The following is a 26,849-nucleotide window of genomic DNA, read 5'->3' on the forward strand; positions in this document are numbered from 1 at the left end:
TCATAAAGCGCCGATTTGTGCCCTATTCTGTCGTCGTTGGGCGTCTGTCGGGCGGCCCGCTAAAGCAGGCGGATCTGGGCGTTGACGATGCCGGGCTGCCCTTCTGCGTCAACCGAGATGCGCTGCACGCTCACACTGTTGTTCTCGAGCAGGGCGCCGAGCCAGGACAGAACCGTGTTGAAGGCCTGCGCCTGTATGACCACGCTGACCGCACCGTCGGCCTCGGGTTGAATCCGGTTCAGGCGCAGGCCCTGTACGTTTGCCGTCCGGGTGATCACCGGGAGCAGTGAACGCTGGCTGCCGGCACCACTCGCCTGGCTGCCCCGGGCCCTCGCGGCTGCCTCGTTGGCCTGCATGAAGTCCCAGAGCTCCTGTGCGTTCTGGTAGCGGTTGGCCTCGAGATCGCGCCAGTCGCTGATCGGCTTCCACAGCAGCGACCATGCGAGCACCAGGATCAGCGCCGTGAGCACTGCCAGTATCAGCGGTCGCTCCCCGGGCTCCCGGCCCAGATACCAGCGATGGGCAGCGCTGTTTTCGAACCAGGTGCCCACGGAAGAGATGAGGCTCATGTGCCCTGCCCTCCCAGCAGTCGGATTCTGGCGCGTACCCCGCCGGACTGCTGCTCAGCAGAAGTGATTTCCACCCGCACATCCATCTGGGCGAGTTTCTGTTTCAGCTTCTCCAGTTCGTCGTAGTTCCCCAGCAGCAGATCGGCTGCCAGCTCGTCCCGGGCATCGGTGTAGGTCAGGCTCAGGACTCCGGTGGTGCGATCGACACCCTGGGCCAGCCAGCCCAGAAAAGTGGTGAAGCCGGCGCTGCCACCGGCAGACTGGCCGAGTTTCTGCTGCATCTGTCGGCGCACATTGACGATACGCTGCTCGGCCGGAAAAAGTTCCCGATACAGATCTTCGGAGCTGGCTTCCAGTGCACTGGCACGACTCCCGGCCCAGAACCCCTGGGCAATCATCGAGATGAAGCCCACCAGCACCCAGATCCCTGCCAGGCTGGCGACAGCGCGCCAGCGGCCGAAACTGGCACTTGCTGGACGCACGGGCGTGAAGGGCCCCTGGAGGAGATTCAGGCGCTCAGCGCCTTTGCGCCAGCTGGCGGCGAAATAGGTCAGCGCCGCGGCGTAGTGCTCGTCCGGCAGCTGAACTTCGAGCTCCGGATCGAGCTGTCCTCTTTCCAGATCCGTCGGTGTGCCATGCACGAAGTGCAGCCGCTCAACCTCGAGCGCCGATACCGCCAGGATCAGATTCTCCCTGTCCACACTCGCTGCCTGATCCTTCGTTCTGATCAGCGCGGTCTGGTGGTCGAGCAGCACGCTGGCCGTGCCGGCTTCCGTTGGCAGCAACTCAGCGTCTGCGACCAGGTAACCCGGATTGAGGCCCAGTTCGCGCAGGCAGGTCAGCCAGTCTTCGACAAAGCTGCGCGCGATCAGCTGCACCCGGGTGGGGTGTCCGCGGCGGATGGCCGCGTGGGCCAGGTGCATGCCGTCGATGTCTGTGGCAACAAACTCCTCGACCACAAAGGGCAGCGCGCGCCGGATCTGGCCGATGCTGCGGCCGGGAACATCACAGCTTACCGCCAGCACGTGTTCGGTCGGCACGATCACTACCAGATTGTCCGGATTCTGCAGCCAGTCCGCGGACGGGTCGATCAGATCACTCAAGCCCCGGTAATCAGTGGTGCCACTGGCGCGAACGCTGCCATCGCTCTCTTCGATGAGCCACTCACACTGCAGCCGATAGCCGTCTTCGTGGCGGCTGGCCGGGGATTTCAGGCGGATGAAGAGGGTTGGCATGGAATTCAAGTTCCGGCTTCCTGAGCGGCGCCGTCACCCTCGACGTCGTCCGCACTGAACAGGGACCGGAATGACCGGCCGAAATCCCGGCTGAGCAGAGTGATTACACCATCCTCCGGGGCGCGACGCAGTACGGAGGCAAGCTCGGTAATGCTCTCCCCCACCTGGGCGCGGATCTGTACTTCGAAATACTCGCTGGTAACGCTGAGCGCGTCAACGGCGCCCTGCAGTTCGACCTGCTGTGAGGTGATCTCGTTAACACTGGTATAGGTCCGCACACCTTCGGTGATCGCCAGCATCTGTACCTCGCTCAGTGCGGGGTGCAGGGCGGCGAGAGCGATCGCGCTGGCGGTGTTGATGTTCAGCTGCAGGCGATCGCTGGGAATGACACAGACTGCGCTGGAAAGCTGCTCGAGCTGTTCGGCTTCCATATCCCGCAGCAGCGCGAGCTCACTGACATGGCCCGCACTGCGATTGGCCGTTCGATAGGGGCGTTCACGCAGCAGGTACTCGCCGTCCTCCGCACCGTAGGCGGAAATCTCCTCGTCCGGATCGATCCAGTCGATCCAGGCATCGGCGATCGTGTCGGGCAGGTTCAGGTGGCGCAATAGAGTGCGGAATCGCTCGAGTCCGAGGGTGCCGCTGCCGCCGGAGTTGAGCGCCACGCTGTTGAGATTGAAACAGCCGTTCAGATCTCGAATCTGGATTTCCAGAAAGCCGTCTTCCACTTCGAATGGGGCGAGTGGCTGGGCCCAGGCCTCGGTCAGATTGTCGACTCCCTGCCCCGTCTGGCTCCAGTCCTCATAGAGTATCTGACGGGCGAAGGCCTCTCCGCCCAGGGCATATTCGAGCGCCTGGTCTCCGGAGAACGTCTGGCGCGCCTGGGCGACGACCAGGGACTGTCGCCCCACCATCTGATATGTGATGGCTGACAGCAGAGCGAGAATCAGCAGCACGCTGAGCAGGACCACTCCCGACTGGCGGGTGGGCCGCCAATGCCCTCCAGGCACCCGGAGAGCGTCCCCGGGAGGGCGGGTCTTTGCTGCGCATGTCTTCACAGCTCGGGCACCGTCCACAAACGCTCGATCGCCCCGAATGGCGCCACTTCCAGCCTGAGGATTATTCCAGCCAGGCGCAGGTTCGGATCGCTGCGGAAATCGCCGAGCAAGGGCCAGAAGCTGTGCTCGTTGCCGCTCATATCCAGGGCACTGAACTCGACGTTCTCCACATCGGTGAGCAGCTGCTGAAGCTCGGGCAGGGTGTCCGGGGAGCGATCCAGCACCGGCCACCAGGCTCGATACAGTTTGCCCTCTTCCACCACGAAGCCCACCCGCTGGAGTTCGGAGCGGGGATGGCCCAGAGGGTTACGCCAGCCTGCGCGAGTGAACTCTGCCATTCCGCCTGCGTCGATGATCAGGGGCTCGACCGGGTCCCCCAGCTGATCGCGGACGCCGCGGCTGTTCATCTGCATGATGTCGCGCTGGAGGATGAGCATGGCACGCTGCACCTCTGCCAGGCGCCCGCCCCGTTCCGCCAGGGTGCGCTCATTGTCGAGGACGCGCCCGACAATCTGGGAGGCGATGACGCCGAGAATGGCGAAGACACTCAACACCACCAGGACTTCGAGCAGGGTGAATCCGCTGTGGCTACGCTTCATGTCCTTCAGTACCGCCCCACGAACACGGTCAGCTGATCCAGGGGGCCGATTTCCTCCGCATCCCGGATCTCGAAAACTTCCACGCCGACCCGATGCAGCCAGGGGTGAGAAGTGCTCGCTATGTCGACATCGATGCGCCATTCCCGACCACTCATGAAAGCCCGCTCGCTGCGCCGGCCGGTTGGCAGCGCTTCACCAGAGGAGAGGCTGGCGATTCTCATCCGATTGACATGATTCTCGGCGACCCAGTGCGCCACGGTGCGACGCTCGAGGCTGAAGGTCTGATTCACGACCTCACCGACACGGCTGCTCACCGTGAAACCTAGAATGGCGAAAACCACCAGCGCGATCAGTACTTCAACCAGGGTAAAGCCCCGCTGCCGGGGTGGGCGGTAAGTGGATCCCGCCAGCAACCGCAGACAGCGCCTCATGCGCCGGACTCGTCACGGCTGGCAGTCACCCGGGACAGACCGTCACTGGCCACCAGCCAGGCCGGTGCCCGCTCTCCGGGTTCGAGATACAGCGAAAAGGGTGTGATCTCACCGCTCGAAAACAGCAGGATCTGGGGCAGGTCCTGTTCCTCGGCGAACGGAATTTCGCCCACGCCTTCCGTGCGCAGCCGCAGGCTGACCTGATCGGGCAGATCGGCAGTCGCGAAGGGCCGGGCTTCCTGGATGACCCATCTGGCTGCCTGCGGATCAAATTCCGCAAAGTGGTAGTCGTCCTTTTCGATGTACACGCCCCACTCCCGGTTGCGGGTCAGGGCCTGCTGGCGGGCCATCTCGAAGCGGGTCGCGAGGCGCTGGGCGGCACCCTTGAGATCCTGAGCCCGGTCGGCGCCGGTAAAGCCGAGTACGACCGTGCCGGTCAGGATGGCCACGATGGTGAGCACGACCAGGATTTCCAGCAGGGTAAAACCTGCTCCGGCCAGCGCCGCTGGCGCAACACGGGAACGTCTACAGGTCTTCGTAGCGTATGTCGGCATTCAGTCCTTCCCCGCCCTCCGCGCCGTCCGCGCCCAGGGAAAAGAGGGCGAAACCGGACTCGGTGCGCTCATAAACATAGGGTGAACCCCAGGGGTCCGTGGGCAGGTTCTTGATATAGCCCTCTGGGTTGTAGTTCTTCGGTTCCGGAAAACCGCTGGGTTTGCTGGCGAGGGCTTCGATCCCCTGATCGGTGGACGGGTACTGGAAGTTGTCCAGGCGGTAGATGTCCAGGGCATTGGCCAGCGCCCGGATGTCACTCTGGGCGGCAGTGATACGGGCCTGGTCCGGCCGACCCAGGAGATTGGGTACGATGATGGCCCCGAGGATGCCGACAATCACCACCACCACCAGAATTTCGATGAGGGTGAATCCTGTATTTGCCTTGCCTTTCATCCAGTTACACCAATTGATTCATGTTGAGTATTGGCAGCAGTATGGCCATTACGATAAACATTACCAGGCCACCCATCACAACCAGCATCAGTGGCTCAAACAGACGGACCAGGGTGGTGACGATGCGTTCCACCTCTGCCTGCTGATAGATGGCAACTTTTTCCAGCATGGTGTCGAGCTCTCCACTCGATTCGCCACTGGCCACCATGTGCAGCAGCATCGGGGGGAAATATCCGACCCCTTCCAGGGCAATGCGGAGGCTGGAGCCTTCACTCACCCGCTGGGTGGCCTCCGCCAGGCGACGCTTGATCCAGTCGTTTGCGACCACTTCGGCGGCGATGTGCATCGCGTCCACCAGTGGCACGCCGCTGCTGGTGAGAATACTGAGCGTGTTGGCGAACCGTGCGGCGTTGCTGCTGCGGGCAATCCGCGCGACTAAGGGAATTTTCAGCTTCTGCCGGTCCCAGGTCAGCCGGGGACCGGGTTGTGAGAGCAGCCAGCGCAGGAACATCACCAGTCCCACCACGAGGAGGATGAGCAGCCACCACCAGTCCCGGGCCAGCTCCGAGGCAGCGATGAGAAACCGGGTCGAAAGGGGCAGATCCTGCCCCATATTGACCAGAACACCGACCATGTCCGGGACCACATAAACCATGAGAGCGCCGACAATGGCGAAGGCCAGCAGCGTCAGCACCGCCGGATAGAGCATGGCCATCTGCACATCGCGCTGTGACTCGAACTGGCGCTCCTGATAGTCCGCAAGATTTTCCAGCACCTTGTCCAGATGCCCGGACTGTTCCCCCGCGGCGACCGTGGAACGGTACAGTCCGGCGAAACTGCGCGGGTATTCCGCCAGGCTGGCAGCGAGTGAATGACCTTCGAGCACGCGGCTGCGGATACCGAGCACCAGTGAACGAACATGCTGTTTTTCAGACTGCTGAGCGATCGCGGCAAGGGCTTCTTCGATGGGCAGGCTGGCGGCAATCAGTGTGGCGAGCTGGCGGGTAAAGAGGACCCGATCCAGAGCGCCGAGACGCCGGCTGAAGCGCCAGGCGCCGCTGCTGGTGCTGGAACGGACCCTGCGTTCGCTGGCCGCATCGACCTGCAGAGGAATGAGTCCCTGATCGCGCAGCAGCTGGCGGATCTGGCGCAGACTGTCTGCCTCCAGTACCCCCTTTTTCTGTCTGCCCCGGGCGTCCAGGGCGGTGTATTCAAAAGCCGCCATGATGTGCGCTAAAAAGGCGCTGTTACCTCGATGTTCGCGCCGGGGCGCCTCAATCTTCGAGCGTGACCCGCAGCACTTCCTGCACGCTGGTCACCCCCTGCAGGATCTTGGCCTTACCGTCTTCACGGATCCCGGGCCCGCGCCGGCGGGCAAAGGCGGTGAGTTCCTGCTCGGATGCCCGATCGTGTATGAGCTGACGCAGGCCATCATCCATCACCACCAGTTCATAGATGCCGGTACGTCCCCGGTAGCCGGATTGCTGACAGGATTCGCAGCCTACCGCGTCGTACACCCTGGCCTGGTCGTCCTGGAGGAAGTCCCGTTCCGACGCATTGGCCGCCCGCTGTCGCTTGCATTCCGGGCACAGCACTCGAACCAGGCGCTGGGCGAGCATTCCCACCAGAGACGACGACAGCAGGAAGGGCTCCACGCCCATGTCGATGAGCCGGTTGACGGCGCCGACCGCGGTGTTGGTGTGCAGTGTGGACATCACCAGATGTCCTGTGAGACTGGCCTGCACAGCAATTTCCGCCGTTTCCAGATCCCGGATCTCACCGACCATCACCACATCGGGATCCTGCCGCAGGATGGCACGCAGGCCCCGGGCGAAGGTCATGTCCGCCTTGGTGTTGACCTGAGTCTGGCCGATGCCGGACAGGTTGTATTCGATGGGGTCTTCGACGGTGAGGATGTTGATCGTGCGGGTACTGAGTTCTGCCAGCGAAGCGTACAGGGTCGTCGTCTTACCGGACCCGGTCGGGCCGGTGACCAGAAAAATACCGTGGGGTTTGTGCACCACATCCCGCAGTCGGATCAGATCGGACTCGAGCATGCCGAGACTTTCCAGACGCAGTCGCCCGGCCTGCTTGTCCAGCAGGCGCAGCACCACCCGTTCGCCGTTACTCGCGGGCATGGTGGATACCCGCACATCAACCTCCCGGCCGCCGATCCGCACCGAGATGCGGCCATCCTGCGGGATGCGTTTCTCGGCAATGTCGAGACGTGCCATCACCTTGATCCGCGACACCAGCAGAGGGGCGAGCTGGCGTTTCGGCTTTACCACTTCCCGCATCACACCATCGACCCGGAAGCGCACAATCAGATCCCGCTCGAAAGTCTCGATGTGTATGTCCGATGCGTTTTCACGGATGGCTTCGGCGAGCAGCGCGTTGATGAGGCGGATGATCGGCGCATCGTCCTCCTGTTCCAGCAGGTCCTCGGTTTCCGGCACGGAGTTGGCGAGACTCGCCAGATCCAGCTCATCGCCGAGGTCTTCGACCATCTGCCGGGCTTCCGAGGCATCCCGGGAATAGGTGCTGGAGAGCAGGGCTTCGAATTCCTCGTCGCCAACTGCGCGCAGCGACAGGGGCCTGCCTGCATAGCGGCGCACCTCTGCCAGAGTAGTCAGGCTCGGCTGGGTCCGGTAGGCGACAGCCGCCTTGCCGTCGGGCCCGCCGGTGCAGATGAGCACCCCGAAGCGCTTTGCGAAGGCGAATGGCAGCAAGGTGGTGCCCTGTGTTTCAGGGTCGGCAGGGATGATCTGTCCCGGGGCTGATTCGCTCATAGGAGCTCCACTGGCTGGGCTCGAATGATATCAGCACCTGCGGTGGTGGAATAACCCGCACCTGACCGATGCCCGGGTCCGGGTGCAGAACTGCCGACCAGATTGCGTTCAGGCCCCGGTCCCCGTCACAGGTTGGAGAGCCGCAGGTTGCAGCGTCACACGTTGCTCAATACCGGTGTCCCCGCTCGACTGCCTCTGGTGGCGCGGGAGCGGCCGGATCCCTGACCGGTATACAGTCCACCGGAGCCCTCGGCGGCTGCGGGTGTGAGCACGAGCAGTCGTCCGTCAGCTGTGATCAGAAAAAAGGCTTTTCCGGTATCCCGCACCAGTTCGACATCCGCCCGGGAAAATCTGTCCCGGTGTGGCCCTGCGTCGCCGTGGGTGTGCCAGAATCCCACGAGTTCTGAGGATTGCGGGTAACGGACCCGGAAGGTCACCGTATCCTGCCCCGGCTTGCCGTTGCCGACGGTAAACCGGTAGCGACCGTCACGATCCCGGAGGACCGCACCCACATATTCGGTATCGGTTCGCGTGGAAGTGTCCAGGAATTTGTCTTTCAGCCGCAGGAGCCCCGCCACCAGGCTGTCGGTGCGCCAATCCAGCACCTGGGTTGGAATGGTCGCAACCGCAACGGGGCTCAAAAGCATCGAATAGAGGAAGCAGCTGCAGGATGACAATCGCATGAAGCGTCCCATTCACTCTCTCCAGAACTCCAAGGAGCAGGAGAATCGGCCTCAGAACGGGTGGATACCTGAAGGTCAGGCAAGGAAAGCCATATCCTTTAAAGAGAAATTGCTCAGGAAAATGTCCCGGGCCGGAATATCCGGGGTTCGCAAGGATCCACTGAACTTTTCTGCGGCACACACATCGAAAAATCCGGGACCAGTCCAGAGGGGGCACTCCATGCGCGGGCACTCCAGACCGGCAGTGCAGACGGTATACCTGGGCGACATTGAGGTCCGGCGGGCGCTCAATGCGCTGGTGCGATCCGGGGAGGAAGTGCGCCTCGAGCCGAAAGTCATGGATGTGCTGGCGTTGCTGATGGGCCGGGCCGACGAAGTCGTCACCCGCCAGGAACTGCTCGACGAGGTCTGGGAAGGCAGGACCGTCGGCGAAGAGACACTGACCCGCTGTATTTCAGAGTTGCGTTCGGCCCTGGGTGACAGCGTCAGGGATCCAACATTTATTCAGACGGTGCCGAAACGCGGTTATCGACTCCTCCAGCTGCCGCGTGTGGAGGCCACACAGGCTGGACGACCGATCGTATCTGCAGTCGCGATCGCTCTCCTGTGCACTCTCGGGATCGCAGCCGCATGGCTGCTCTACGGATCGGCCGCTCCTCTGCGGCCACAACTGGCGGAGATCCGGGAGGACCCGGAAGCCCGCCTGTTACCTGCAGACACTTCGCCCAGGACAGGCCTGGCAGCCCCCGATCTGTATGTGCTGGGCCGGTATTACTGGGATGATCGCGCACCGGAAAGCCTGGAGCGGGCACTCGAACTGTTCAACGAGGCCATTGCCCTCGACCCGGACCTGGCCCGGGGCTACGCTGGACTGGCGGACACTTACCTCCTGCAGGCCAGCTATTCCGGTCGGGACCGGGATGAAGCCGCGTCCCTTGCTGCCCCGCTGCTGGCAACCGCGCTGGAACTCGATCCGGATTCGGCCGACGTGCATGCTTCACTGGGCATTCTCGAGACCCACAACGGCAGACCCGAACAGGCGGAAGCCGCACTGCGGCGGGCGATCGATCTCGAGCCGACCCACACAATGGCACTGATGTGGCTGGGTAATCTGTTGCTGAGCCGGGGAGAGCTGGCAGAAAGTCATGAACTCTACGAGCGCGCCTACCGGCTCGATCCCCGCCAGGCCCCCATCGCCCAGAATTATCTGCTCTCACTGATGATGATGGGCGACTATGCTGCCGCGGAAAAGATCGGCAGTGGCTACCCGAGCACCAATCCCGGCATTCACATGGTGCTGGCGGACCTGGCTCTGGAGCAGGGCAACTGGCAGCGCGTGATGCGGATTGCGGCGGACATGAACCATGATCCCGTCGGTGCGGAGCTGGTGCGCTGGCGGGCGTTGAGTGCGCAGAACGACCTGCCCGGTGCCGAGCGACACCTGCGCGCGGCGGCACGGCAGGACTCCGGGGACGCCAGGATTTACCTGGCGGCACTCGAGCACCGGACGTACCTCCCGGATCCGCGGGAGTTCGATGCTTTTGCAGAAACCCTTGCGCCGTCCATCGAGTCGTCGCCGAAGTACGGCAAGCTCGCCCAGACCTGGCAGGCCATAGATCGAATCGGCCGTGGGCAGTATGAGGGCGTCGTCGCTGAACTGAAGGCGGTGCTCGATACCGAGCCCTTCGTCTACCCGCCCTACTCACTGCAGCTGCTCGGGTATCTGCTGGTCGCACTGCACTCCACCGGGAATGAAGAAGAGTTCACCGCCATCACAGCGCGGGGACTGGAGTTGCTTGCCCGGGCCAGCAGCAATGGCTGGGGGTCCCGGGAATTTCATCTGCAGAGCGCCCTGTTTCTGGCCGCCGCCGGGCGTCTGCCCCAGGCAAGGGCCGAGCTCAAGGCGGCCGGTGACATCGGCGAACTGCCGGTGAGTCTGCTGGCGCTGGACCCGCGAATCAGTACGCTGCTCGAGACACAGCCCATAGAGAAATTCATCTGACCCCGGATTCTTGAGTACACTTGCCGCCCACAGACATCGCGTCATCGGGCTTGGGGGCAGGCTTGGACTTCGTTGGCAATCATATTCTCTCGGTGGAGCAGTTTTCCCGCTCGGACATCGAGCATATATTCCGGATCGCGGACGACATGCGGGTGTATGCGGATCGTGCGCGAATCACCCGGGTCCTCGAGGGGGCTATCGTCTCCAACATGTTCTTCGAGCCTTCCACCCGCACCCGGATTTCCTTCGGTTGTGCTTTCAACCTCCTGGGCGGGGATGTCCGGGAAACCACCGAAGTGAAGGCGTCCTCCCTCGCCAAAGGAGAGTCGCTCTACGATACGGCGCGGGTACTGTCGGGCTACAGCGACATCATCGTGATGCGGCACCCGGAAGCGGGTTCGGTTGCGGAATTTGCGGCTGCGAGTCGGGTGCCGGTGATCAACGCCGGTGACGGGCCCAACGAGCATCCCAGCCAGGCGCTTCTGGATCTTTACACGATTCGCAAAGAGATGGAGAGTCGCGGCGCCGGTATCGACGGGTTGCGCATCGCTCTGGTGGGAGATCTCAAATACGGCAGAGCCGTGCACTCACTGTGCAAGCTGTTGAGTCTGTACGATGGCATTCACTATAAGCTGGTTTCACCCGCGGGTCTGGGTGTGTCCGCGGACATTCTCGAACACCTGAAAACGGGTGGCCATGAGGTGGTGGAATACGACCATCTCGAAAGCGGGATTCACAACGTGGACATTCTGTATGTCACCCGCACCCAGGAAGAACGCTTTCCGACTCAGCAGGAAGCAGATCGCTACCGGGGGCTGTTCCGGCTCAACAACTCCATCTACACGGAGCATTGCGAGCCGAATACCGTGATCATGCATCCGCTGCCGCGGGATTCCCGGGCAGGCGCTCAGGAACTCGACGACGATCTGATTCAGAATCCGAATCTGGCGATTTTCCGCCAGACGGACAATGGCGTGCTGATCCGGATGGCGCTGTTTGCCCTTGTGCTGGACGTGGCCGACAAAGTGCACAATCACGCGCAACCGGTTACCTGGTACACGGCGCGGCGCTTTACCCGCGGCTAGCAGCCTGCAACGCGTCGATACCGACGCGCGGACCGCTCATACCCCACCTTCGAATACTTCAGGCTTTTACTTTCGGCATCCGGTCCACCCAGGTCTTCGGTGCGGATTTGTAACCCCGGCATTCGGCCAGGTACCTGGTGGCCTGCCTCCAGGCTTTCTCAGCACCGAGACGCTTGACTGAAAATTCCCGGACATGGGACTTTCCGTCGGTCTGGACCTGCACCCGGAACGCCGGTGACGGCCGACGCACCAGATTGATGCCGCGTACACCGGTGCTGTGTTTCTTCTCGGTGGATGCTTCCCGGACGCGCTTTGTTTTGGCCTTGTCCTGTTCTTCCTGCCACTGCGCATCCAGCGCTTTCGCTTCGCGCTTCACCGCTGCCTGCTGGGACCGCTTCAGCCCGATCAGGCTGAAGTAGCGCTGCTGCAGCTTGCCGTCGATGCTGCGGGCTACCCTCAGCAACTGGCCGTTGTTCAGTTCATACACTGCCACTTTCTGACTCCTGGTCTATGTTGTTCTGCTGCACCCCCGGGCCTGGCAGGCCCGCAACATCCTCTGTCATCGGTCAGAGGGATCAGAGCTTGGCCTCGAGCTCCGGTAAAGCCTGGAACAGGTCCGCCACGAGGCCGTAGTCGGCGACCTGAAATATGGGTGCGTCTTCATCCTTGTTGATCGCCACAATCACCTTGCTGTCTTTCATGCCGGCGAGATGCTGAATGGCACCGGAAATGCCGACGGCGATGTAGAGGTCGGGTGCGACGATCTTGCCGGTCTGACCTACCTGCATGTCATTCGGAACAAACCCGGCGTCCACAGCGGCTCTCGAAGCGCCGATGGCTGCACCCAGTTTGTCTGCGATGCCGTCCAGCAGTTTGAAATTCTCGCCGCTTCCCATGCCACGTCCGCCGGATATGACAATGCTGGCAGCGGTGAGTTCCGGGCGTTCGGATTTGGCGATCTCTTCGCCGACGAAACTCGAGATTCCCGCGTCATGCACGCTGCTCACCGCTTCGACCGCAGCAGAGCCGCCCTCGGCGGCAACCGGATCGTATGCCGTGCCACGCACTGAGATGACTTTGATCGCGTCGCTGGTCTTCACGGTCGCAATCGCGTTACCGGCGTAAATCGGCCGCTTGAAAGTATCCGCGCTGACGACTTCCTGAATGTCGGAGATCTGGCCGACATCCAGTGCGGCCGCAACCCGGGGCAGGAAGTTCTTGCCGACGGTGGTGTGTGCGGTCAGCACATGTCCGTAGCTGGCGGCGAGTTCGGTAACCAGGGGGGCAATATTTTCAGCGAGCTGGTGACCGTACGCCGGGTTGTCTGCACACAGAACCTTGCGCACTCCGGGTACTTTTGCCGCTGCTGCGGCAACATCGGCACAACCCTGCCCGGCTACCAGCACATCGATCTCACCGCCAATCGCCGCGGCAGCGGCTATGGCCACACGGGTCGAAGGTTTGAGTTCGGCATTATCGTGATCGGCTACGACAAGAATACTCATGAAATCACCTTGGCTTCGTTCTTCAGTTTGTCTACAAGCATATCCACGCTGTCGACTTTGATGCCGGCCTTGCGCGCCGCGGGCGGTTCAACCGACAACACTTCGACTTTCGGCGTGACATCCACGCCGAGATCTTCGGGTGTGATGGTATCCAGCGGCTTCTTTTTCGCCTTCATGATGTTCGGCAGCGAAGCGTAACGTGGCTCGTTGAGGCGCAGGTCGGTGGAGACCACCGCGGGAAGATTCAGTGAGACGGTCTGCAGGCCACCGTCGATCTCGCGGGTCACCTGCATCTTGCCGTCAGCCACTTTCACGACGGAAGCGAATGTGCCCTGAGCCATGCCTGTGAGCGCGGCAAACATCTGCCCGGTCTGGGCGTTGTCCCCGTCGATGCTCTGCTTGCCGAAAATAACGATATCGGCCTTTTCCCTGTCCTGCAGAGCCTTCAGGGCTTTGGCAATTCCCAGTGGCTGCACGGCGACATCCGTCTGAATCAGGATCGCGCGATCGGCGCCGAGCGCCAGACAGGTGCGCAACTGCTCCTGACAAGCCGTTCCACCCACAGAGACGGCGATGACTTCCGTGGCAACACCCGCCTCTTTCAGTCGTACAGCCTCTTCAATTGCGATTTCGCAGAAGGGGTTGACCGACATTTTCACATTGGAAAGATCGACACCACTTTTGTCCGGCTTTACTCGGATCTTGACGTTGTAATCGACCACACGTTTGACAGGAACCAGTACTTTCATGAAGTCCCTCGATTTCTCGGGTTTTACGTATTGCACATGCCTAAGACAAGCGCTCTAAACAAGCGGGCCAGCGCAGTTGTTGAACAAACCGCGGATGACAGGGCGGCGTATTCTCCCTTGACCCTCCCATGGGGTCAAGGCGCAATCACCGTCCGGGTCGCATTGGCAGTCCACGCGGCGCTTCGACGTCCGCGCAGAAACGCCTCACATCCACTATAATCGCCGGCGGAATTCACCGGGTACGCGCACACCGGGAAGACGCACGCGCCGTTGCCGGGGGAAGCCTGTGCAGCGGCGACGCTAGAAGGCGCGCACCGGCACCGGTTAAGAAAAGATCAAGGGAGAAAAAAGTGGCTGAGAACACACAGGCGGACAGTACCGGCGTGGAACGTGAATCCATGGAATTCGACGTCGTCATCGTAGGTGGCGGTCCGGCCGGCCTCGCTGCTGCGTGCCGGCTGATGCAGCTGTCCGAAAAGCTCGGCCAGGAGATCTCGGTCTGTCTCGTGGAGAAAGGTTCCGAGATCGGTGCACACATCCTCTCCGGAGCGGTGGTGGAACCGCGGGCTCTGAATGAGCTGTTTCCGGACTGGAAAGCGCGTGGTGCGCCGCTCAACAATCCCGTGACAGTGGACGAGGTCTACTACCTGCCCAACGACACCAATCGCATCCGCATGCCCGCCCTCGCCGTGCCGAAAGCCACCCACAATCATGGCAACTATGCCACCAGCCTCGGCAATCTGTGCCGCTGGCTCGGGGAGCAGGCTGAGGCAATGGGGGTTAACGTGTTTCCCGGCTTCGCGGCAGCGGAAGTGCTCTACGATGACAGTGGCGCCGTGGCCGGCGTTGCCACCGGCGATATGGGTATCAGCCGCACCGGTGAAAAAAAGGCTTCCTATACCCCCGGGTACGAGTTGCGGGCCAGGTACACCCTGTTTGCCGAGGGGTGCCGTGGCAGCCTCGGCAAGCAGCTGATGGCGAAATTCGATCTGAATAAAGACTCAGGCACCCAGCATTACGCCATCGGATTCAAGGAGTTGTGGGATGTGGATCCTGAGCGGCATGTGCCGGGAAAGGTCCTGCATACCATGGGCTGGCCGGGCAATCACTTCGGCGGGCTGTTTACAGGCTCCTATCTGTATCACATGGAGAACAACCAGGTCTCCCTGGGCCTGATCGTGGACCTCTCCTACGCCAATCCTCACATCAGCCCCTTCGATGAGTTCCAGCGGTTCAAACACCATCCCCTGATCAGTGAGGTTCTCAGCGGAGGCACCCGGGTTTCTTATGGCGCCCGGGCGATCGTGAAAGGCGGTCTGGCGGCGCTGCCGAAGCTGACTCTGCCGGGCGCGCTGCTGATTGGCGACGAAGCCGGCTTCCTCAACATGACCAAGATCAAGGGCAGCCACACGGCCATGAAGTCGGGCATGCTCGCCGCCGAGGCTGTGGCGGAAGCCCTGGCTGGCGGCGCCACGGGGGGTACCGAACTCGATGGTTTCAGAAAGAAGTTCGAAGCCTCCTGGCTCTATGAGGAACTCAATATCGCCAGGAACTCCCAGCAGGCGATTCACAAGTTCGGCACCCTCCCCGGCTCTGCGTTTATCTGGGTGGATCAGACCCTCTTCCGTGGCAATCTGCCCTTCACCCTGAAAGATCCGACGCCCGACTACGCGACCCTGAAACTGGCCGCCGAGTGCCGGAAGCCCGACTACCCGAAGCCCGACGGCGTACTCTCCTTCGATAAACTCTCGTCGGTGTTTCTCTCCAACACCAATCATGAAGAGGATCAGGTCTGCCACCTGCAGCTGAAAGACCCGAGCATCCCGATTGCCGTGAACCTGCCGAAATACGACGAGCCCGCTCAGCGCTACTGCCCGGCGGGCGTCTATGAGGTGATCGAGGAGAACGGCGCGCCTGCGTTCCGCATCAACGCGCAGAACTGTGTGCACTGTAAGACCTGTGACATCAAGGACCCGGCCCAGAACATCAACTGGGTGGTGCCCGAAGGAACCGGCGGACCGAACTACCCGAATATGTAGGAATTTACCCCAGCCGGAATTGCGCGCCGCAACTGCGCAGCGTGAAGGCGCCTCCGGCATCCGGACCCTCACACAGATCGACGAGACGGTAGTAGACGCTGCGGGCGATCAGCGCATCCAGACCGCCCCGTACCCGCACATAGGGCCGCGGTGCGTCTGGCAGACCTGCCACGCGAAGTGGATGCCCGTCGTCCAGCATCACTGCATCGTCGACGTTGGTGACCAGCAGAATTTCCTGATCTGCTCCAGCCCCCCGCACCTCCATATCCACGGCGAGGAAAGGTGCATCAACCACCTCAATGAGCAGTTTTTCCGCCGGAGTGACCAGACAAAAGCCGTCCGCATCCCGGCGCAGGATCGTGGCAAACAGTTTTACCAGGGGCTTGCGGCGGATTGGCTCGCCTTCGTGGTACCAGGTGCCGTCCGCGTCGATGCGGATGTCGATCGATGCGGTGCGCGGCGGCTGCCAGGCGTCCACCGGGGGCAGCCGTTTTTCCTGCTGCAGCTGGATCAGTTCGTCGAAAAGCGGATTCAGGCGCTCGGCCATCAGCCGCCGATGAATTTCATTACGGTGACCTCTCCGGTGAAGGAGAGGCGCTGTTTATCGCCGAGGGCGCTCACCAGCACCGACTGCAGTCGCGCCAGGGCCTGATGCTCAGGCAGATCGAGAATGGGCTTGATGTCGTGGGCCGATGCACTCGACAAACAGCCGTACAGCATGCCGTTGGAAGAGAGTCGCAGCCGGGTGCAGGCTGCACAGAAGGGTTCGCTTTCGTTGGCAATGATGCCGAAGCGGCCGGCCCCCGGGATTTCGTAGCGCACGGCCGTGGAGTCGTAGGGTGAGTCCGTGCGGGAGAATTCATGGCGGGTGCCGATCGTCTCGAGTATCTCTTCCATGCCGAGGAAATCCCGGGTAAAGGCCGCGCTGGACTTGAGGTGGCCCATCCGCATGAGTTCGATGAAGCGCAGCTCGAAGCCCCGGGCCAGACAGTAGTCGAGCATCGGCAGGATCTGATCGGCGTTGGCCGTGCGCATCGGTACCATATTAATCTTGATGCGCAGCCCGGCCGCGCGCAGGGCCTCGAGCCCGGCGAGCACCGTGTGCAGATCACCCGAACGTGCGATGGCCCGGAAGCGGTCCGGGTCCAGGGTGTCGAGACTGACGTTGATGCGCTTCACCCCGGACTCCAGGATGGTCTGCAGCTTGCGCTCGACGAGCTGGCCGTTGGTGGTGATGGAGACGTCGCTGAGGCCGAGTCCCATGACCGCCGGCAGGAACGCATCGAATTTCGGGGTCAGCAGCGGCTCACCACCGGTGATACGCAGTTTCTCGATCCCGGCGGCATCCACCAGCAGTCCGACGGCATAGACCAGCTCTTCCGCGGACAGCTCGTGGGTCGCGGCCTGCAGTCGTTTGCCGTCCGGCACACAATAGGTGCAGGCATAATTGCAGGCGGCGGTGAGACTGACCCGCAGGTTCCGGAAGCGACGCCCGAGCGCGTCTACGATCATGAATTCGCCCTTGTTCCCGTTTTCAATGCCGTTTTCCCGGCCCCCTGGAAGTGGGCGCGGACGGGTTGCTGGCACCAGAATATGCCGGCGGCCGGCGGAATACCATGCTGAAACGCGAACCAGTTCCCTGGCGGAGGCTGAAATCTCTGCTTTACTGCAACTGTCGCCGCTCCCGTCCTCCCCCCAACGACAAGCGGCGACATGAGGTGGACACAATCCCCTCCTATGTGTGACTCCCTAGTGGAAGTTCGCCCGGTCTTCTCTCCAGGAACCGGGCTTTTTTTTTTGCCTGTGATTCAGTAAAAACAGAATTCAGGAAGCGGGATTCGGGAAGTGGGACTCAGATAAGGGGAGTCCACGAACGGGACCCACCCGTAACAACACAGCAGATCAGACGAGCGGGAGCCGTCTGCGCGGGATGTGGTTCAGGCGCCCTGCTCCTGCCGTGTGCCAAGTCGCTCCTGGATGAGGATCAGCGGCATGGTGGTCACCTGCCGACGGCCGTCCACCGACTTCACTTTCAGATCTTTGGCGTCCCAGTCGTTGTCCTTCATCACCAGGTAGGAGCGCCCCTGATGATTGAATATCTGCCCTTCCAGCTGCTTGTTGGCCACGATGTATTCCCCCGTATGAGCGTCGCATTGTGGGGAATGACCGCGACCGGCGCCATGAGCAGAGCATCAGCGAAATGTAACCAGGTTTTCGCCGCGAAGCGGCGGGCGGGTGTGCTCAGGCGCTGTCCGGGACGCGCGTGCTGAGGCGCGCAATGATCCGATCGACGAAGCCTCGCGCCCAGAATACCCGGTTCGATCCCTTCACCAGCAGGGTGTCGCCGGGCTGAAGTCGAGCACACAGCAGTTCCAGCAGCGCATCATCCGGCACCAGCTGATAGTGACAGTGCGCAGGATCGAGCGCCTCGCTCAATGGCCGCATACCGGCACCCACACAGTAGACGTAATCGATGCCACTGCAGTACCGGGCCAGGCGGGCATGGTGCTCGATTCCCCCTTCGCCGAGTTCAAGCATTTCACCGAGAAGCGCAAAGCGGCGACCGGTTGCCCTCTGCAGACCCTGCAGGGCAGCCGCCATACTGGCTGGATTGGCGTTGTAGCTGTCATCGATCAGGGTAATGCCGCCGACCTGGGTGGGATTGCCGCGTCCTTTCGGCACCAGGCCTGCATCCAGGTTCCGGGCTGCCGCCAGGTCCCGATCCAGCACTTTCAGGACAGCCAGAACAGCGGCCAGTGAACGGGCCCGGTGTCCGCCACCGCCGGGCACCCGGGCGGTGATCCGGTTTCCGCTGATCTCGAATTCGGCACTGCCTTCTGCCTCGGAGACCAGCCGGACATCCGCGCCCGGGGTATCGCCGAAGGTAACTCTGGCCAGGGTGGCCGGCAGTTCGCGGGTGTCGATGAGATCTTCAACCACCAACACACCTTTATCGGTCAAGCCTTTATAAATACTGAGTTTTTCAGTTCGAAGTCCGACCAGGTCCGCGAAGTTCTCGGCGTGCGCGGGATGCACATTCAGCACCACCGCGACATCCGGCCGGACGAGCCCGGACAGGGGTGCGATTTCGCCCGGGTGATTGGTGCCGATCTCGTAAACGGCAGCCGTAGCCGTGCGGGGTGTTCGAGCCAGGGACAGGGGTACCCCCAGATGGTTGTTCAGGGAACCGGCGGTCGCGAAGGCCTGCAGTGCGGTGCACATCCAGGTTTTGGTGGTGGTCTTGCCGCTCGAACCGGTAATTGCAACGATCGGGCCGGTCAGTCGCGCCCGCGCGGCGCGACCGAGCCGCCACAATGCCTCGAGCGTGTCGTCCACCTTGAGCTCGGCGCAATCCCGGGTGACGGGGTCGTGACTGAGTACACCTGCCGCACCCCGCTCCAGCGCGGCGGCGATGAAATCATGACCGTCCCGATCAGAACGATGGCTCGGATTGAAGCGTGGACCGGGATCCCCGGTCATTGCAATGAAAAGATCGCCCGGTGCCAGTGTCCGTGAGTCGATACTGATGCCTGTGATGTCCGGGCCCGCGAACTCCTCAACACCCAGGGCGTTGCACAGCTCAGGCCAGTGCCACAACACTTCAGTCATCTCCCTAACCCTATGAAATCTATCGTTTTAATCAGCAATTATTCGGCGGAGTCCTGAGTCATCTGCAGCCCGGGCATCTGCAGTCCAGGGCAACCCTGCCGGGGCCTGCGGGCGCCGGCTCAGCTTCCAGCCACAGGGGCTGCGGCTTCAGCCTGTTCCCGCAACAGGTACTTCTGCACCTTGCCGGTGGACGTCTTCGGCAGTTCCCCGAATACCACATAGCGGGGCACCTTGAAGCGGGCCAGGTTGGCGCGGCAGTGTTCGAGGATTGCCTCTGCAGTGACCGTCTTCCCGGGCTTCAAGGCGATGAAGGCGCAGGGGGTTTCACCCCATTTCGCATCCGTCTTTGCGACCACGGCAGCCTCCATGACCGCTGGATGCCGATACAGCACATCCTCGACTTCGATGGAGGAAATGTTCTCGCCGCCGGAGATGATGATGTCTTTCGAGCGGTCCTTCACCTGAATGTAGCCGTCTGCATGCCATACCGCCAGATCACCGGAGTGAAACCAGTCTCCCTGGAAGGCCTCTGCCGTGGCCGTCGGGTTCTTCAGATAGCCCTTCATCACGTTGTTGCCACGCATGAAGACTTCGCCGAGCGTCTCGCCGTCCTGCGCGACCGGCTGCAGCGTTTCCGGGTCGGCAACCATGAGCCCTTCCAGCATCTGGCCCCGCACCCCCTGGCGTGACTTGAGGTCCGCGCGTTCGGCTGCTGTGAGATTGTCCCACCGCTCACTCTGCCAGGCGCACAGGGTCACGGGTCCGTAGGTCTCAGTCAGGCCGTAGACGTGGGTCACCCGCATGCCCAGCGCTTCCATACCTTCAATGACGGCGGCTGGTGGTGCCGCCCCCGCGGTCATCACCTCAACCGGGTGCGCTGCCAGGGCCTGCAGTGCTTCGGGTGCCGCCAGCAGGGTGCTGAGTACGACCGGCGCACCACAGAAATGGGTGACACCCTGTGCAGCGATGGCCTGGAAAACCGCGTCGGCGCGAACCTGGCGCAGACACACGGAGGTGCCGGCATTGACCGCCAGGGTCCAGGGGAAACACCAGCCGTTGCAGTGAAACATCGGCAGTGTCCACAGATACACGGGGTGTTCGCCCATGTTCCAGGTCAGGGCGTTGGATACGGCATTCAGATAGGCACCGCGATGGTGGTAAACGACGCCTTTCGGATTGCCGGTGGTGCCGGAGGTGTAGTTCAGAGAGATCGCGTCCCATTCATCAGGCGGCAGTGTCCAGGGCGCTTCGGGTGAACCCTCCGCCAGCAGTTCGCCGTAGTCGAGCTCGCCGATCACGGCGCCCGCTGTGAACTGGGGGTCATCGATCCCGATGACCAGAGGCGGTGTGCGCATACCCTCGAGTGCCGCCTCCGCCACCGCTGCGAATTCCCGATCGACCAGGAACACCTTCGCCTCGCCATGTTCCAGAATGAAGCGCACCAGTGGTGCGTCGAGGCGGGTGTTGATGGCATTGAGTACCGCACCCGCCATCGGCACCGCGAAGTGGGCTTCGAACATCTCGGGGATATTGGCGGCCAGGATGGCGACCGTGTCGCCCCGTCCGACGCCGCGTTTGCGCAATGCATCGGCCACCCGCACACAGCGTTCGTAGCTCTGTGCCCAGCTGTAGGTGAGATTGCCGTGAATCACCGCGGGTCGATCCGGATAGATATCCCGGCTGCGACGGAAAAATGACAACGGGCTCAGCGCCGAAAAATTCGCTTCCCGCCGGTTGAGATCCTTTTCATAGATGCTGGTCATGGTGTAGCGGCGCCGGCGCGCTCCGGATGTGAAAGAACGCACTCTACGCAGGGTTCCGCCACTGGCTCAAGGGGCCTCGACCTGCCATCCTTTCTCCTGATCCATCCGGAACCTGGTAAAGACATGACTCAACCCAAAGCTGGTGTATGGACCCAGCTCGCCCGGGGAATTTCGCGAGTACGCAATTTCTTCGCCAACAGCCTCTTTGTCCTGCTCATGCTGTTTGTGCTGCTCGCCCTCTTTGCCCGTGGCGGGATCCCGGTGCCGCAGGATGCCGCACTGATCCTTAACCCCCAGGGGGTCATTGTCGATCAGCCGTCCATCAGGGACCCCATTGCGCAATTCTTCGCCATGGACGGTGTGACCGGTGAAGTGCCGCTGACGTCGCTGACGCTGGCCATTGAAAAGGCCGCAGAGGATGAGCGGATCAAGCTGCTGGTGCTGGATCTGGACGAGCTGGCGGGTGTGGCCACGACCCATGCGGAGTCCATCGGCGAAGCGATCCGCGGATTCCAGTCCACCGGGAAACGCGTGCTTGCCTACGGACGGTTCTTCTCCCAGGCCCAGTATCAGATCGCCAGCTATGCCGATGCCCTCTACCTGCATCCCATGGGGCAGTTGCTGCTGCAGGGATTTGGTATTAATCAGCTATATATCAGTGAGTTACTTGAAAAATTAGATGTAAACGTGCATGTATTCCGAGTTGGAAAATACAAGGAATTCGTGGAGCCATATACCCGTACCGGGATGTCCGATGAGGCCCGTACCGCCAATCAGACAATGATCGACTCGCTGTGGCGCCAGTACGGGGATCGGGTGATCGGAAATCGTAAGATCGATCGAACCCGCTTTGAGGCTTACACCCAGGCGTTTCCCGACGCCCTCGCCCGCTATGGCGATATGGCCACGGTCGCACTCGAACACGATCTGGTCGACGAACTGCTGACACCGGATGCGATCGAGGCCCGGATCGCCGACCAGGTGGGCGTCAATGCCGCCGGTGATCTCAATGCGATCGGCTTCAAGGATTACCTGGCCGCGATTGACGGAGAGCCCGGGGTGGCAGGCAGCCCGAGCATCGCGGTGGTAACCGCGCAGGGACCCATTATCGTAGGCCGCCGGGCCAGAGGTGTGATCGCTTCGGATTCGCTGATCGAACTGATCAGAGCGGCGCGCAAGGATGATGATGTGGCCGCGCTGGTGCTCAGACTGGATTCGCCGGGTGGCAGTGCCTTCGCGTCGGAAATGATCCGTCAGGAACTGGAACTCACCCAGCTTGCCGGCAAGCCGGTGGTGGTATCCATGAGCAGCGTGGCAGCCTCTGGTGGCTACTGGATCGCCAGCACGGCTGACCGCATTCTCGCCCAGCCCGCCACGATTACCGGCTCTATCGGCGTGTTCGGGCTCTTCACCTCCTTCGAGCGGAGTCTCGATCAGATCGGTGTACGGACCGACGGCGTGGGCACCACACCGCTGTCCCGTGCGCTTGATCCCTTCTCAGGGGTGAGCAGCGATATGTCGCGGATTCTCCAGCTCAATGTGGAGGAAACCTATTCCCAGTTCCTCAACCTGGTGGCGCGCGGGCGCGACCTCAGCCCGGAAGCGGTCGATGCGATCGCCCAGGGCCGGGTGTGGACGGGGGGGCAGGCACACGACCTCGGGCTCGTCGATGATCTGGGCGATCTGGATGACGCCATAGCGCAGGCGGCCGGGCTGGCGGCACTCGAAAGCTACGGGGTGAGATATCTGAGTACCCCCATGTCCGCCAGGGAACTGCTTCTGGCGCAGCTGGGAGAAAGCATCGAATTGCCCGCCCATCCGCTCGTGCAGCGCCTTCGTGCCGGTTGGGATCTGATCGACAGCCTCAACGATCCGGCTTCGAGTTATGCGCTGTGCGAGCCCTGTCTGAGTGCAGGCGGACTTCTGCGCTGAAGTCCGCCTTTTGAGCTGCAGGACTCTCTAGAACAACCGGATGCGGGTCCGGGCGCTGCGGGAGCCAGCGCTGCGTCCGCTCGTGCGGCGCCGGCGCATCCGCTGGTGCAGCTCGCGCCGTTTCATTTCGATGTACTGGTCCCGGGTGATGTTGGGATTGCGGTTGCGGGCCGCCTCCTCGCGACGGTAACGGCAGAAGTCCTCGAATGCATCGATTTCATGCTTCAACTCGCTGACGACCAGCTCGATCATGATGGCATCGTCGATGAAGCCGAGAACGGGTATTGAATCCTCGATCATGTCCTGGGGATTGGCGAAGTATGCCAGGGCGGTCAACACATTCTTCCGCTCCTTGTCGGCCAGGGCCCATTCCGGATCGCGTACCATCTCGATCAGGGCGGTGAGTTTATCGACCCGCTGCTGGACGAACAGGGGCACGGAAGCGGCGCTCACCTCCTTCACCATTTCTTCGGCTTTGGAGAGCACCTGGTCATCGCTGAGTTTCTCAGCCGCCTGCTGCGCCTGCTTGATATTGGCGCGGAAATAGCGCAGATCCTTGTCTTCCAGCTCAAAAGTGACTTTCAGTGACATGGTTTCCCCTCCATAAGTCGGTGTAATCAAAAAGTTCCGCCCTTCCCCGGGGCAACTATACCTAATCTGACCTCAACCTGACTCCCGCCGGGTGTTTCTGGAATCCTTGACCTTGCGCCAGTAGTCGTTTGTCAGCGTCTTCACCTCCCGATGCATGAGCAGCAGGCCGATGAGATTCGGAATGGTCATCAGGGCCAGAGTGACGGCTGATATCAGCCAGATCAGTGAGGTATCCGCGATGGTGGCAGAGAAGAAACCGGCCACATAGAGCATCCGGTAAAAGCGCACCCAGCGCAGTCCAAAGAGATAGGTCACTGCGCGGTCGCCGTAGTACGACCAGGCCAGGGCCGTGGAGAAAGCGAACATGACCAGGCCGATCGTTACCGCATACTGACCGTAGACACCGAGAAAACTCTGTTCAAACGCTTTTGCGGTGAGCGGTACGGAATGCAGCAGCGAACGACCGGACAGGCTGAGATCGGCGGCCTGCAGATTACCGTTTTCGACCGCGACGATGCCTGTGAAGGGTGCACCACCCTGGAATACGCGCACGTCCTCGGCAATCGATCTGTTGTGAATGATGGTGAATTCGGGACCGGCCAGGACGCCCTCGGTGACCGTCAGCGAGCCAGTGAATTTCTTAACCGGATCATCTGCCGGTGGTAGCAGATCGAGATGGGCGAACAGCTGCGCCACCTGTTCCGGATTCGATTCGGAATAGCTGCCGGCAATGATCTCGGTATCGAAAGTCGTGAATGCCGTTTCGAATTTTTCAGTCCAGACGCCGGAAGACAGTATGACCAGACCGGTCAGCGTGCAGATCAGCAGCGTGTCGATGAAAGGTTCGAGAATGGACACCATACCCTCTGCCACGGGCTCTTCGGTTTTTGCGGAGGCATGTGCGATGGGTGCGGAGCCCTGCCCTGCCTCATTCGAGAACAGGCCGCGATTCACGCCTCTGTTGAAGGCATAGGCGAAGGTGGCGCCGAGGAAGCCGCCGGTGGCGGCGGATCCCGAGAAGGCGTTGCTGAAAACGGCGGCAAAGGAAGGCAGGATCTGATCCGCGTTGCTGAAGGCCACCGCGAAAGCGCCCAGTGCATAGAAGATGCCCATGAAAGGCACGATGCTGGCGGCAACCAGTGCGATTCTGCGGATGCCACCGATGATCACGAGTCCGAGGAGTATGGAAAGCACCGCACCCGATATCCAGGTCGGTATGCCGAACGAGGCTTCCAGGCCGGAAGCCATGTTGTTGCTCTGGGGCAGATTGCCGGAACCGAATGAACTGACAATCAGCGCAACGGCAAAGAACACCGCAAGCCAGCGCATGTTGAGCCCGCGCTCCATGTAGTACATCGGACCGCCCGCGATCCGGCCTTCCTCATCTTTTACCCGGTAGCGGTGTGAGATCGTGACTTCGACATACTTGGTGGTCATGCCGAGAAACGCGGTGGCCCACATCCAGAAGAGTGCGGCGGGTCCACCCAGATAGATGGCAAATGCCACCCCGCCGATGTTGCCGGTGCCGACAGTGCCGGACAGTGCGGTAGAGAGCGCCTGAAAGTGCGATGTGTCACCCGGTGCGCTGCTCGCCGTGTGTTTGCCCAGCAGCACGCCCCAGGCATGTCGAAAAAAACGGATCTGCGGGAAGCCGAGGTAGAGGGTGAAGAAAACGCCGACACCGAGGAGCAGGAACGGGAAGTAGACGGCGCTGCCGAGGTATCCGTCAAGGAAGATGATCAGGGATTCAAATAACTGCATGCCACGTCCGGATTGTTGTTTTTATTAAGGGTGGTTGCCGGTTCGAATACCGATCTTCGCATCAGTTGAACAGCGCGCCTCTGAGCACCTCGTAGAGCACGTTCTGCTCCACGACGCCCCGCAGTGTATCCGCATTCGGCCCTCGGGCATACGCGGCCACATCCTCACCACCGTGTGATTCGATCTCCAGCGGTATGGTGGCGGCCTGCCGGTAGTCGGGCTCCGTGGTGTCCACGTCTGTGAGATCACGCAGGGAAGCCTGATAGCCGGGGCCGTTCGCGTAACTTAAAGTGGTGAAGGGTCGGTCCTCCAGGTCGACGGCCTCCGCACCCAGCGCCGGTTTGACCTTGCCGAGAATCGGATTGCCGCGCTCCGGATAGCCGCCGATGGTCAGCGTGTGGCTGTGATCTGCGGTCACCATGATCAGTGTGTCGTCTTCATCGGTGAGTTCCATGGCGACCTCGACCGCATCGGCGAAGGCTGCGGCATCAACAAGGGCGCGGTGGGCATTGCCGTCGTGGTGGGCGTGATCGATGCGGCCCCCTTCAATGATCAGAAAATACCCGCTGCCTGTCTTCTGCAGTCGGGAAATCGCCAGCCGGGTCATTTCCGCAAGGCTGGGCTCGCCGGCGGGATCGCCTGCACGATCGGTCTCGAAATTCATGTGGGAGGGTTCGAACAGACCCAGTACCTGACCCGGCGAGGATTCCAGGGATTGCAGCTGCGCCTGGTTCCAGACGTACCTCCTCTGCGAATCCGCCTTGAGCCAGGCCTCAATGAGATCGACGCCATCTTTGCGCACACCGGCCGCGTCCGCGTGTTCCGGATCGGCGCGTCCGGCTGGCGTAAATACGGATCTGCCCCCGCCGAGCATCACGTCGATGCCGTCACCGTGGGAAAACTCGATCATCTGCCGGGCAATGTCACGACAGCCGTCTTCGAGCGCCTGCGCCGGCATTGCGTAGTCCACTTCCCAGTTGCGGTTGGGGCTGTGCGCGTAGGTGGCCGCCGGTGTCGCATGGGTGATGCGGGTTGTGGTAACGATGCCGGTCGCGCGGCCCGCGTCCTCTGCTGCCTCCAGCAGTGTTGGCAGTGAATATTTCAGACCTGCGGCGCAATCATTCTGGGCGGCGTCAGGGCCGACGCTGATCATACCGATGCGGGTTTTCTCTCCGGTCATGATGGCGGACATGGTGCCCGCGCTGTCTGCGACCTGGCTGTCCGTGTTGTAGGTTTTGACCAGCGCGACATTGGGGAAGGTTTCAAAGGGCAAAACATACTCTTCGCCACTGGCGCCGCGACGCTGACCCGCGTAGATACGCGCGGCGGTCACGGTGGAAACCCCCATGCCGTCACCCAGAAACAGAATCACGTTGTGCGGTCTGTCTGCTGCTGCGCGGCTGCCAACCCTGGCGTCTGTGCCGGACAGGGTTGCACAGGCAGACAACAGGGTGAGGGTTGTGAGGTAAGCGAGCTGGCGGAGGCTGGTTGTCATATTGAA

25 protein-coding genes are annotated in these 26,849 nt (G+C 61.7%); 4 read left to right on the forward strand and 21 right to left on the reverse strand.

The window, feature by feature from the left end; all coding sequences use genetic code 11:
• Positions 1-59: 59 nt before the first annotated feature.
• The 10 genes from R3E82_05615 to R3E82_05660 form a co-directional block, all read right to left on the reverse strand.
• The gene (locus R3E82_05615; GenBank protein MEZ5550345.1) at positions 60-569 is read right to left on the reverse strand and encodes a type II secretion system protein M; all 510 of its coding nucleotides are present in this window, start codon (positions 567-569) and stop codon (positions 60-62) included.
• The gene (gspL, locus tag R3E82_05620; protein ID MEZ5550346.1) at positions 566-1,804 is read right to left on the reverse strand and encodes a type II secretion system protein GspL; all 1,239 of its coding nucleotides are present in this window, start codon (positions 1,802-1,804) and stop codon (positions 566-568) included. Before gspL ends, R3E82_05615 begins: the two co-directional genes overlap by 4 nt.
• Positions 1,805-1,809: 5 nt before the next feature.
• Positions 1,810-2,814, reverse strand: coding sequence for a type II secretion system minor pseudopilin GspK (gene gspK / locus R3E82_05625; GenBank protein MEZ5550347.1), 1,005 nt, complete (start codon positions 2,812-2,814; stop codon positions 1,810-1,812).
• A 44-nt stretch (positions 2,815-2,858) separates the two neighbouring features.
• The gene (gene gspJ, locus R3E82_05630; protein MEZ5550348.1) at positions 2,859-3,461 is read right to left on the reverse strand and encodes a type II secretion system minor pseudopilin GspJ; all 603 of its coding nucleotides are present in this window, start codon (positions 3,459-3,461) and stop codon (positions 2,859-2,861) included.
• A gap of 5 nt (positions 3,462-3,466) precedes the next feature.
• Positions 3,467-3,892 (reverse strand): type II secretion system minor pseudopilin GspI, encoded by a 426-nt coding sequence (gene gspI / locus R3E82_05635; protein MEZ5550349.1) that lies wholly within the window; start codon positions 3,890-3,892, stop codon positions 3,467-3,469.
• Positions 3,889-4,446, reverse strand: coding sequence for a type II secretion system minor pseudopilin GspH (gene gspH, locus R3E82_05640; protein MEZ5550350.1), 558 nt, complete (start codon positions 4,444-4,446; stop codon positions 3,889-3,891). The genes gspI and gspH overlap by 4 nt, the downstream gene beginning before the upstream one ends.
• The gene (gene gspG, locus R3E82_05645; GenBank protein ID MEZ5550351.1) at positions 4,418-4,840 is read right to left on the reverse strand and encodes a type II secretion system major pseudopilin GspG; all 423 of its coding nucleotides are present in this window, start codon (positions 4,838-4,840) and stop codon (positions 4,418-4,420) included. The genes gspH and gspG overlap by 29 nt, the downstream gene beginning before the upstream one ends.
• 4 nt (positions 4,841-4,844) lie before the next feature.
• A complete protein-coding gene (gspF, locus tag R3E82_05650) occupies positions 4,845-6,065 on the reverse strand; it encodes a type II secretion system inner membrane protein GspF (GenBank protein MEZ5550352.1) in 1,221 nt (406 codons plus the stop codon).
• Positions 6,066-6,114: 49 nt separating this feature from the next.
• Positions 6,115-7,629 carry a type II secretion system ATPase GspE gene (gene gspE / locus R3E82_05655; GenBank protein MEZ5550353.1) on the reverse strand — a complete coding sequence of 505 codons (1,515 nt, stop codon included), beginning with the start codon at positions 7,627-7,629 and terminating at the stop codon, positions 6,115-6,117.
• A 155-nt stretch (positions 7,630-7,784) separates the two neighbouring features.
• Positions 7,785-8,324 carry a DUF4329 domain-containing protein gene (locus R3E82_05660; protein MEZ5550354.1) on the reverse strand — a complete coding sequence of 180 codons (540 nt, stop codon included), beginning with the start codon at positions 8,322-8,324 and terminating at the stop codon, positions 7,785-7,787.
• Between the two features lie 208 nt (positions 8,325-8,532).
• On the opposite strand from R3E82_05660, the gene R3E82_05665 reads away from it, so the two are divergent.
• Both R3E82_05665 and R3E82_05670 read left to right on the forward strand, forming a co-directional pair.
• On the forward strand, positions 8,533-10,314 hold the full coding sequence (locus tag R3E82_05665) for a winged helix-turn-helix domain-containing protein (GenBank protein MEZ5550355.1): 1,782 nt from the start codon (positions 8,533-8,535) through the stop codon (positions 10,312-10,314).
• 62 nt (positions 10,315-10,376) lie between these two features.
• Positions 10,377-11,399, forward strand: coding sequence for an aspartate carbamoyltransferase (locus R3E82_05670; GenBank protein MEZ5550356.1), 1,023 nt, complete (start codon positions 10,377-10,379; stop codon positions 11,397-11,399).
• 58 nt (positions 11,400-11,457) lie between these two features.
• Here R3E82_05670 and R3E82_05675 read toward each other — a convergent pair whose 3' ends face one another.
• The 3 genes from R3E82_05675 to R3E82_05685 all read right to left on the reverse strand — a co-directional run bounded on the left by R3E82_05675 (position 11,458) and on the right by R3E82_05685 (position 13,653).
• Entirely contained in the window at positions 11,458-11,892 is a 435-nt protein-coding gene (locus R3E82_05675) for a hypothetical protein (GenBank protein ID MEZ5550357.1), read from the reverse strand.
• A gap of 82 nt (positions 11,893-11,974) precedes the next feature.
• On the reverse strand, positions 11,975-12,904 hold the full coding sequence (locus R3E82_05680) for an FAD-binding protein (protein ID MEZ5550358.1): 930 nt from the start codon (positions 12,902-12,904) through the stop codon (positions 11,975-11,977).
• Positions 12,901-13,653 (reverse strand): electron transfer flavoprotein subunit beta/FixA family protein, encoded by a 753-nt coding sequence (locus tag R3E82_05685; GenBank protein ID MEZ5550359.1) that lies wholly within the window; start codon positions 13,651-13,653, stop codon positions 12,901-12,903. Before R3E82_05685 ends, R3E82_05680 begins: the two co-directional genes overlap by 4 nt.
• 383 nt (positions 13,654-14,036) lie before the next feature.
• Here R3E82_05685 and R3E82_05690 point away from each other — a divergent pair, with 383 nt between their 5' ends.
• The gene (locus R3E82_05690; protein ID MEZ5550360.1) at positions 14,037-15,692 is read left to right on the forward strand and encodes an electron transfer flavoprotein-ubiquinone oxidoreductase; all 1,656 of its coding nucleotides are present in this window, start codon (positions 14,037-14,039) and stop codon (positions 15,690-15,692) included.
• A gap of 4 nt (positions 15,693-15,696) precedes the next feature.
• Here R3E82_05690 and R3E82_05695 read toward each other — a convergent pair whose 3' ends face one another.
• The 5 genes from R3E82_05695 to R3E82_05715 all read right to left on the reverse strand — a co-directional run bounded on the left by R3E82_05695 (position 15,697) and on the right by R3E82_05715 (position 21,064).
• The gene (locus R3E82_05695) at positions 15,697-16,239 is read right to left on the reverse strand and encodes a DUF1285 domain-containing protein (protein MEZ5550361.1); all 543 of its coding nucleotides are present in this window, start codon (positions 16,237-16,239) and stop codon (positions 15,697-15,699) included.
• Complete coding sequence (locus R3E82_05700) at positions 16,239-17,204, reverse strand: radical SAM protein (protein MEZ5550362.1); 966 nt, start codon at positions 17,202-17,204, stop codon at positions 16,239-16,241. Before R3E82_05700 ends, R3E82_05695 begins: the two co-directional genes overlap by 1 nt.
• A gap of 425 nt (positions 17,205-17,629) precedes the next feature.
• Positions 17,630-17,818: a hypothetical protein gene (locus R3E82_05705; protein ID MEZ5550363.1), complete on the reverse strand. Its 189-nt coding sequence runs from the start codon at positions 17,816-17,818 to the stop codon at positions 17,630-17,632.
• A 115-nt stretch (positions 17,819-17,933) separates the two neighbouring features.
• A complete protein-coding gene (gene murF, locus R3E82_05710) occupies positions 17,934-19,301 on the reverse strand; it encodes a UDP-N-acetylmuramoyl-tripeptide--D-alanyl-D-alanine ligase (protein ID MEZ5550364.1) in 1,368 nt (455 codons plus the stop codon).
• A 119-nt stretch (positions 19,302-19,420) separates the two neighbouring features.
• Entirely contained in the window at positions 19,421-21,064 is a 1,644-nt protein-coding gene (locus R3E82_05715; GenBank protein MEZ5550365.1) for an acyl-CoA synthetase, read from the reverse strand.
• Positions 21,065-21,187: 123 nt separating this feature from the next.
• On the opposite strand from R3E82_05715, the gene sppA reads away from it, so the two are divergent.
• Positions 21,188-22,996, forward strand: coding sequence for a signal peptide peptidase SppA (gene sppA / locus R3E82_05720; protein MEZ5550366.1), 1,809 nt, complete (start codon positions 21,188-21,190; stop codon positions 22,994-22,996).
• A 27-nt stretch (positions 22,997-23,023) separates the two neighbouring features.
• Here the strand turns inward: sppA and R3E82_05725 are convergent, their stop codons facing one another.
• The 3 genes from R3E82_05725 to R3E82_05735 form a co-directional block, all read right to left on the reverse strand.
• A complete protein-coding gene (locus tag R3E82_05725) occupies positions 23,024-23,587 on the reverse strand; it encodes a YkvA family protein (protein MEZ5550367.1) in 564 nt (187 codons plus the stop codon).
• A gap of 72 nt (positions 23,588-23,659) precedes the next feature.
• Positions 23,660-25,348, reverse strand: coding sequence for a sodium:alanine symporter family protein (locus R3E82_05730; GenBank protein MEZ5550368.1), 1,689 nt, complete (start codon positions 25,346-25,348; stop codon positions 23,660-23,662).
• Between the two features lie 61 nt (positions 25,349-25,409).
• Positions 25,410-26,843 carry an alkaline phosphatase gene (locus tag R3E82_05735; GenBank protein ID MEZ5550369.1) on the reverse strand — a complete coding sequence of 478 codons (1,434 nt, stop codon included), beginning with the start codon at positions 26,841-26,843 and terminating at the stop codon, positions 25,410-25,412.
• Positions 26,844-26,849: the final 6 nt, after the last annotated feature.

It is taken from the genome of Pseudomonadales bacterium (assembly GCA_041395945.1).
Classification (GTDB): domain Bacteria; phylum Pseudomonadota; class Gammaproteobacteria; order Pseudomonadales; family Azotimanducaceae; genus SZUA-309.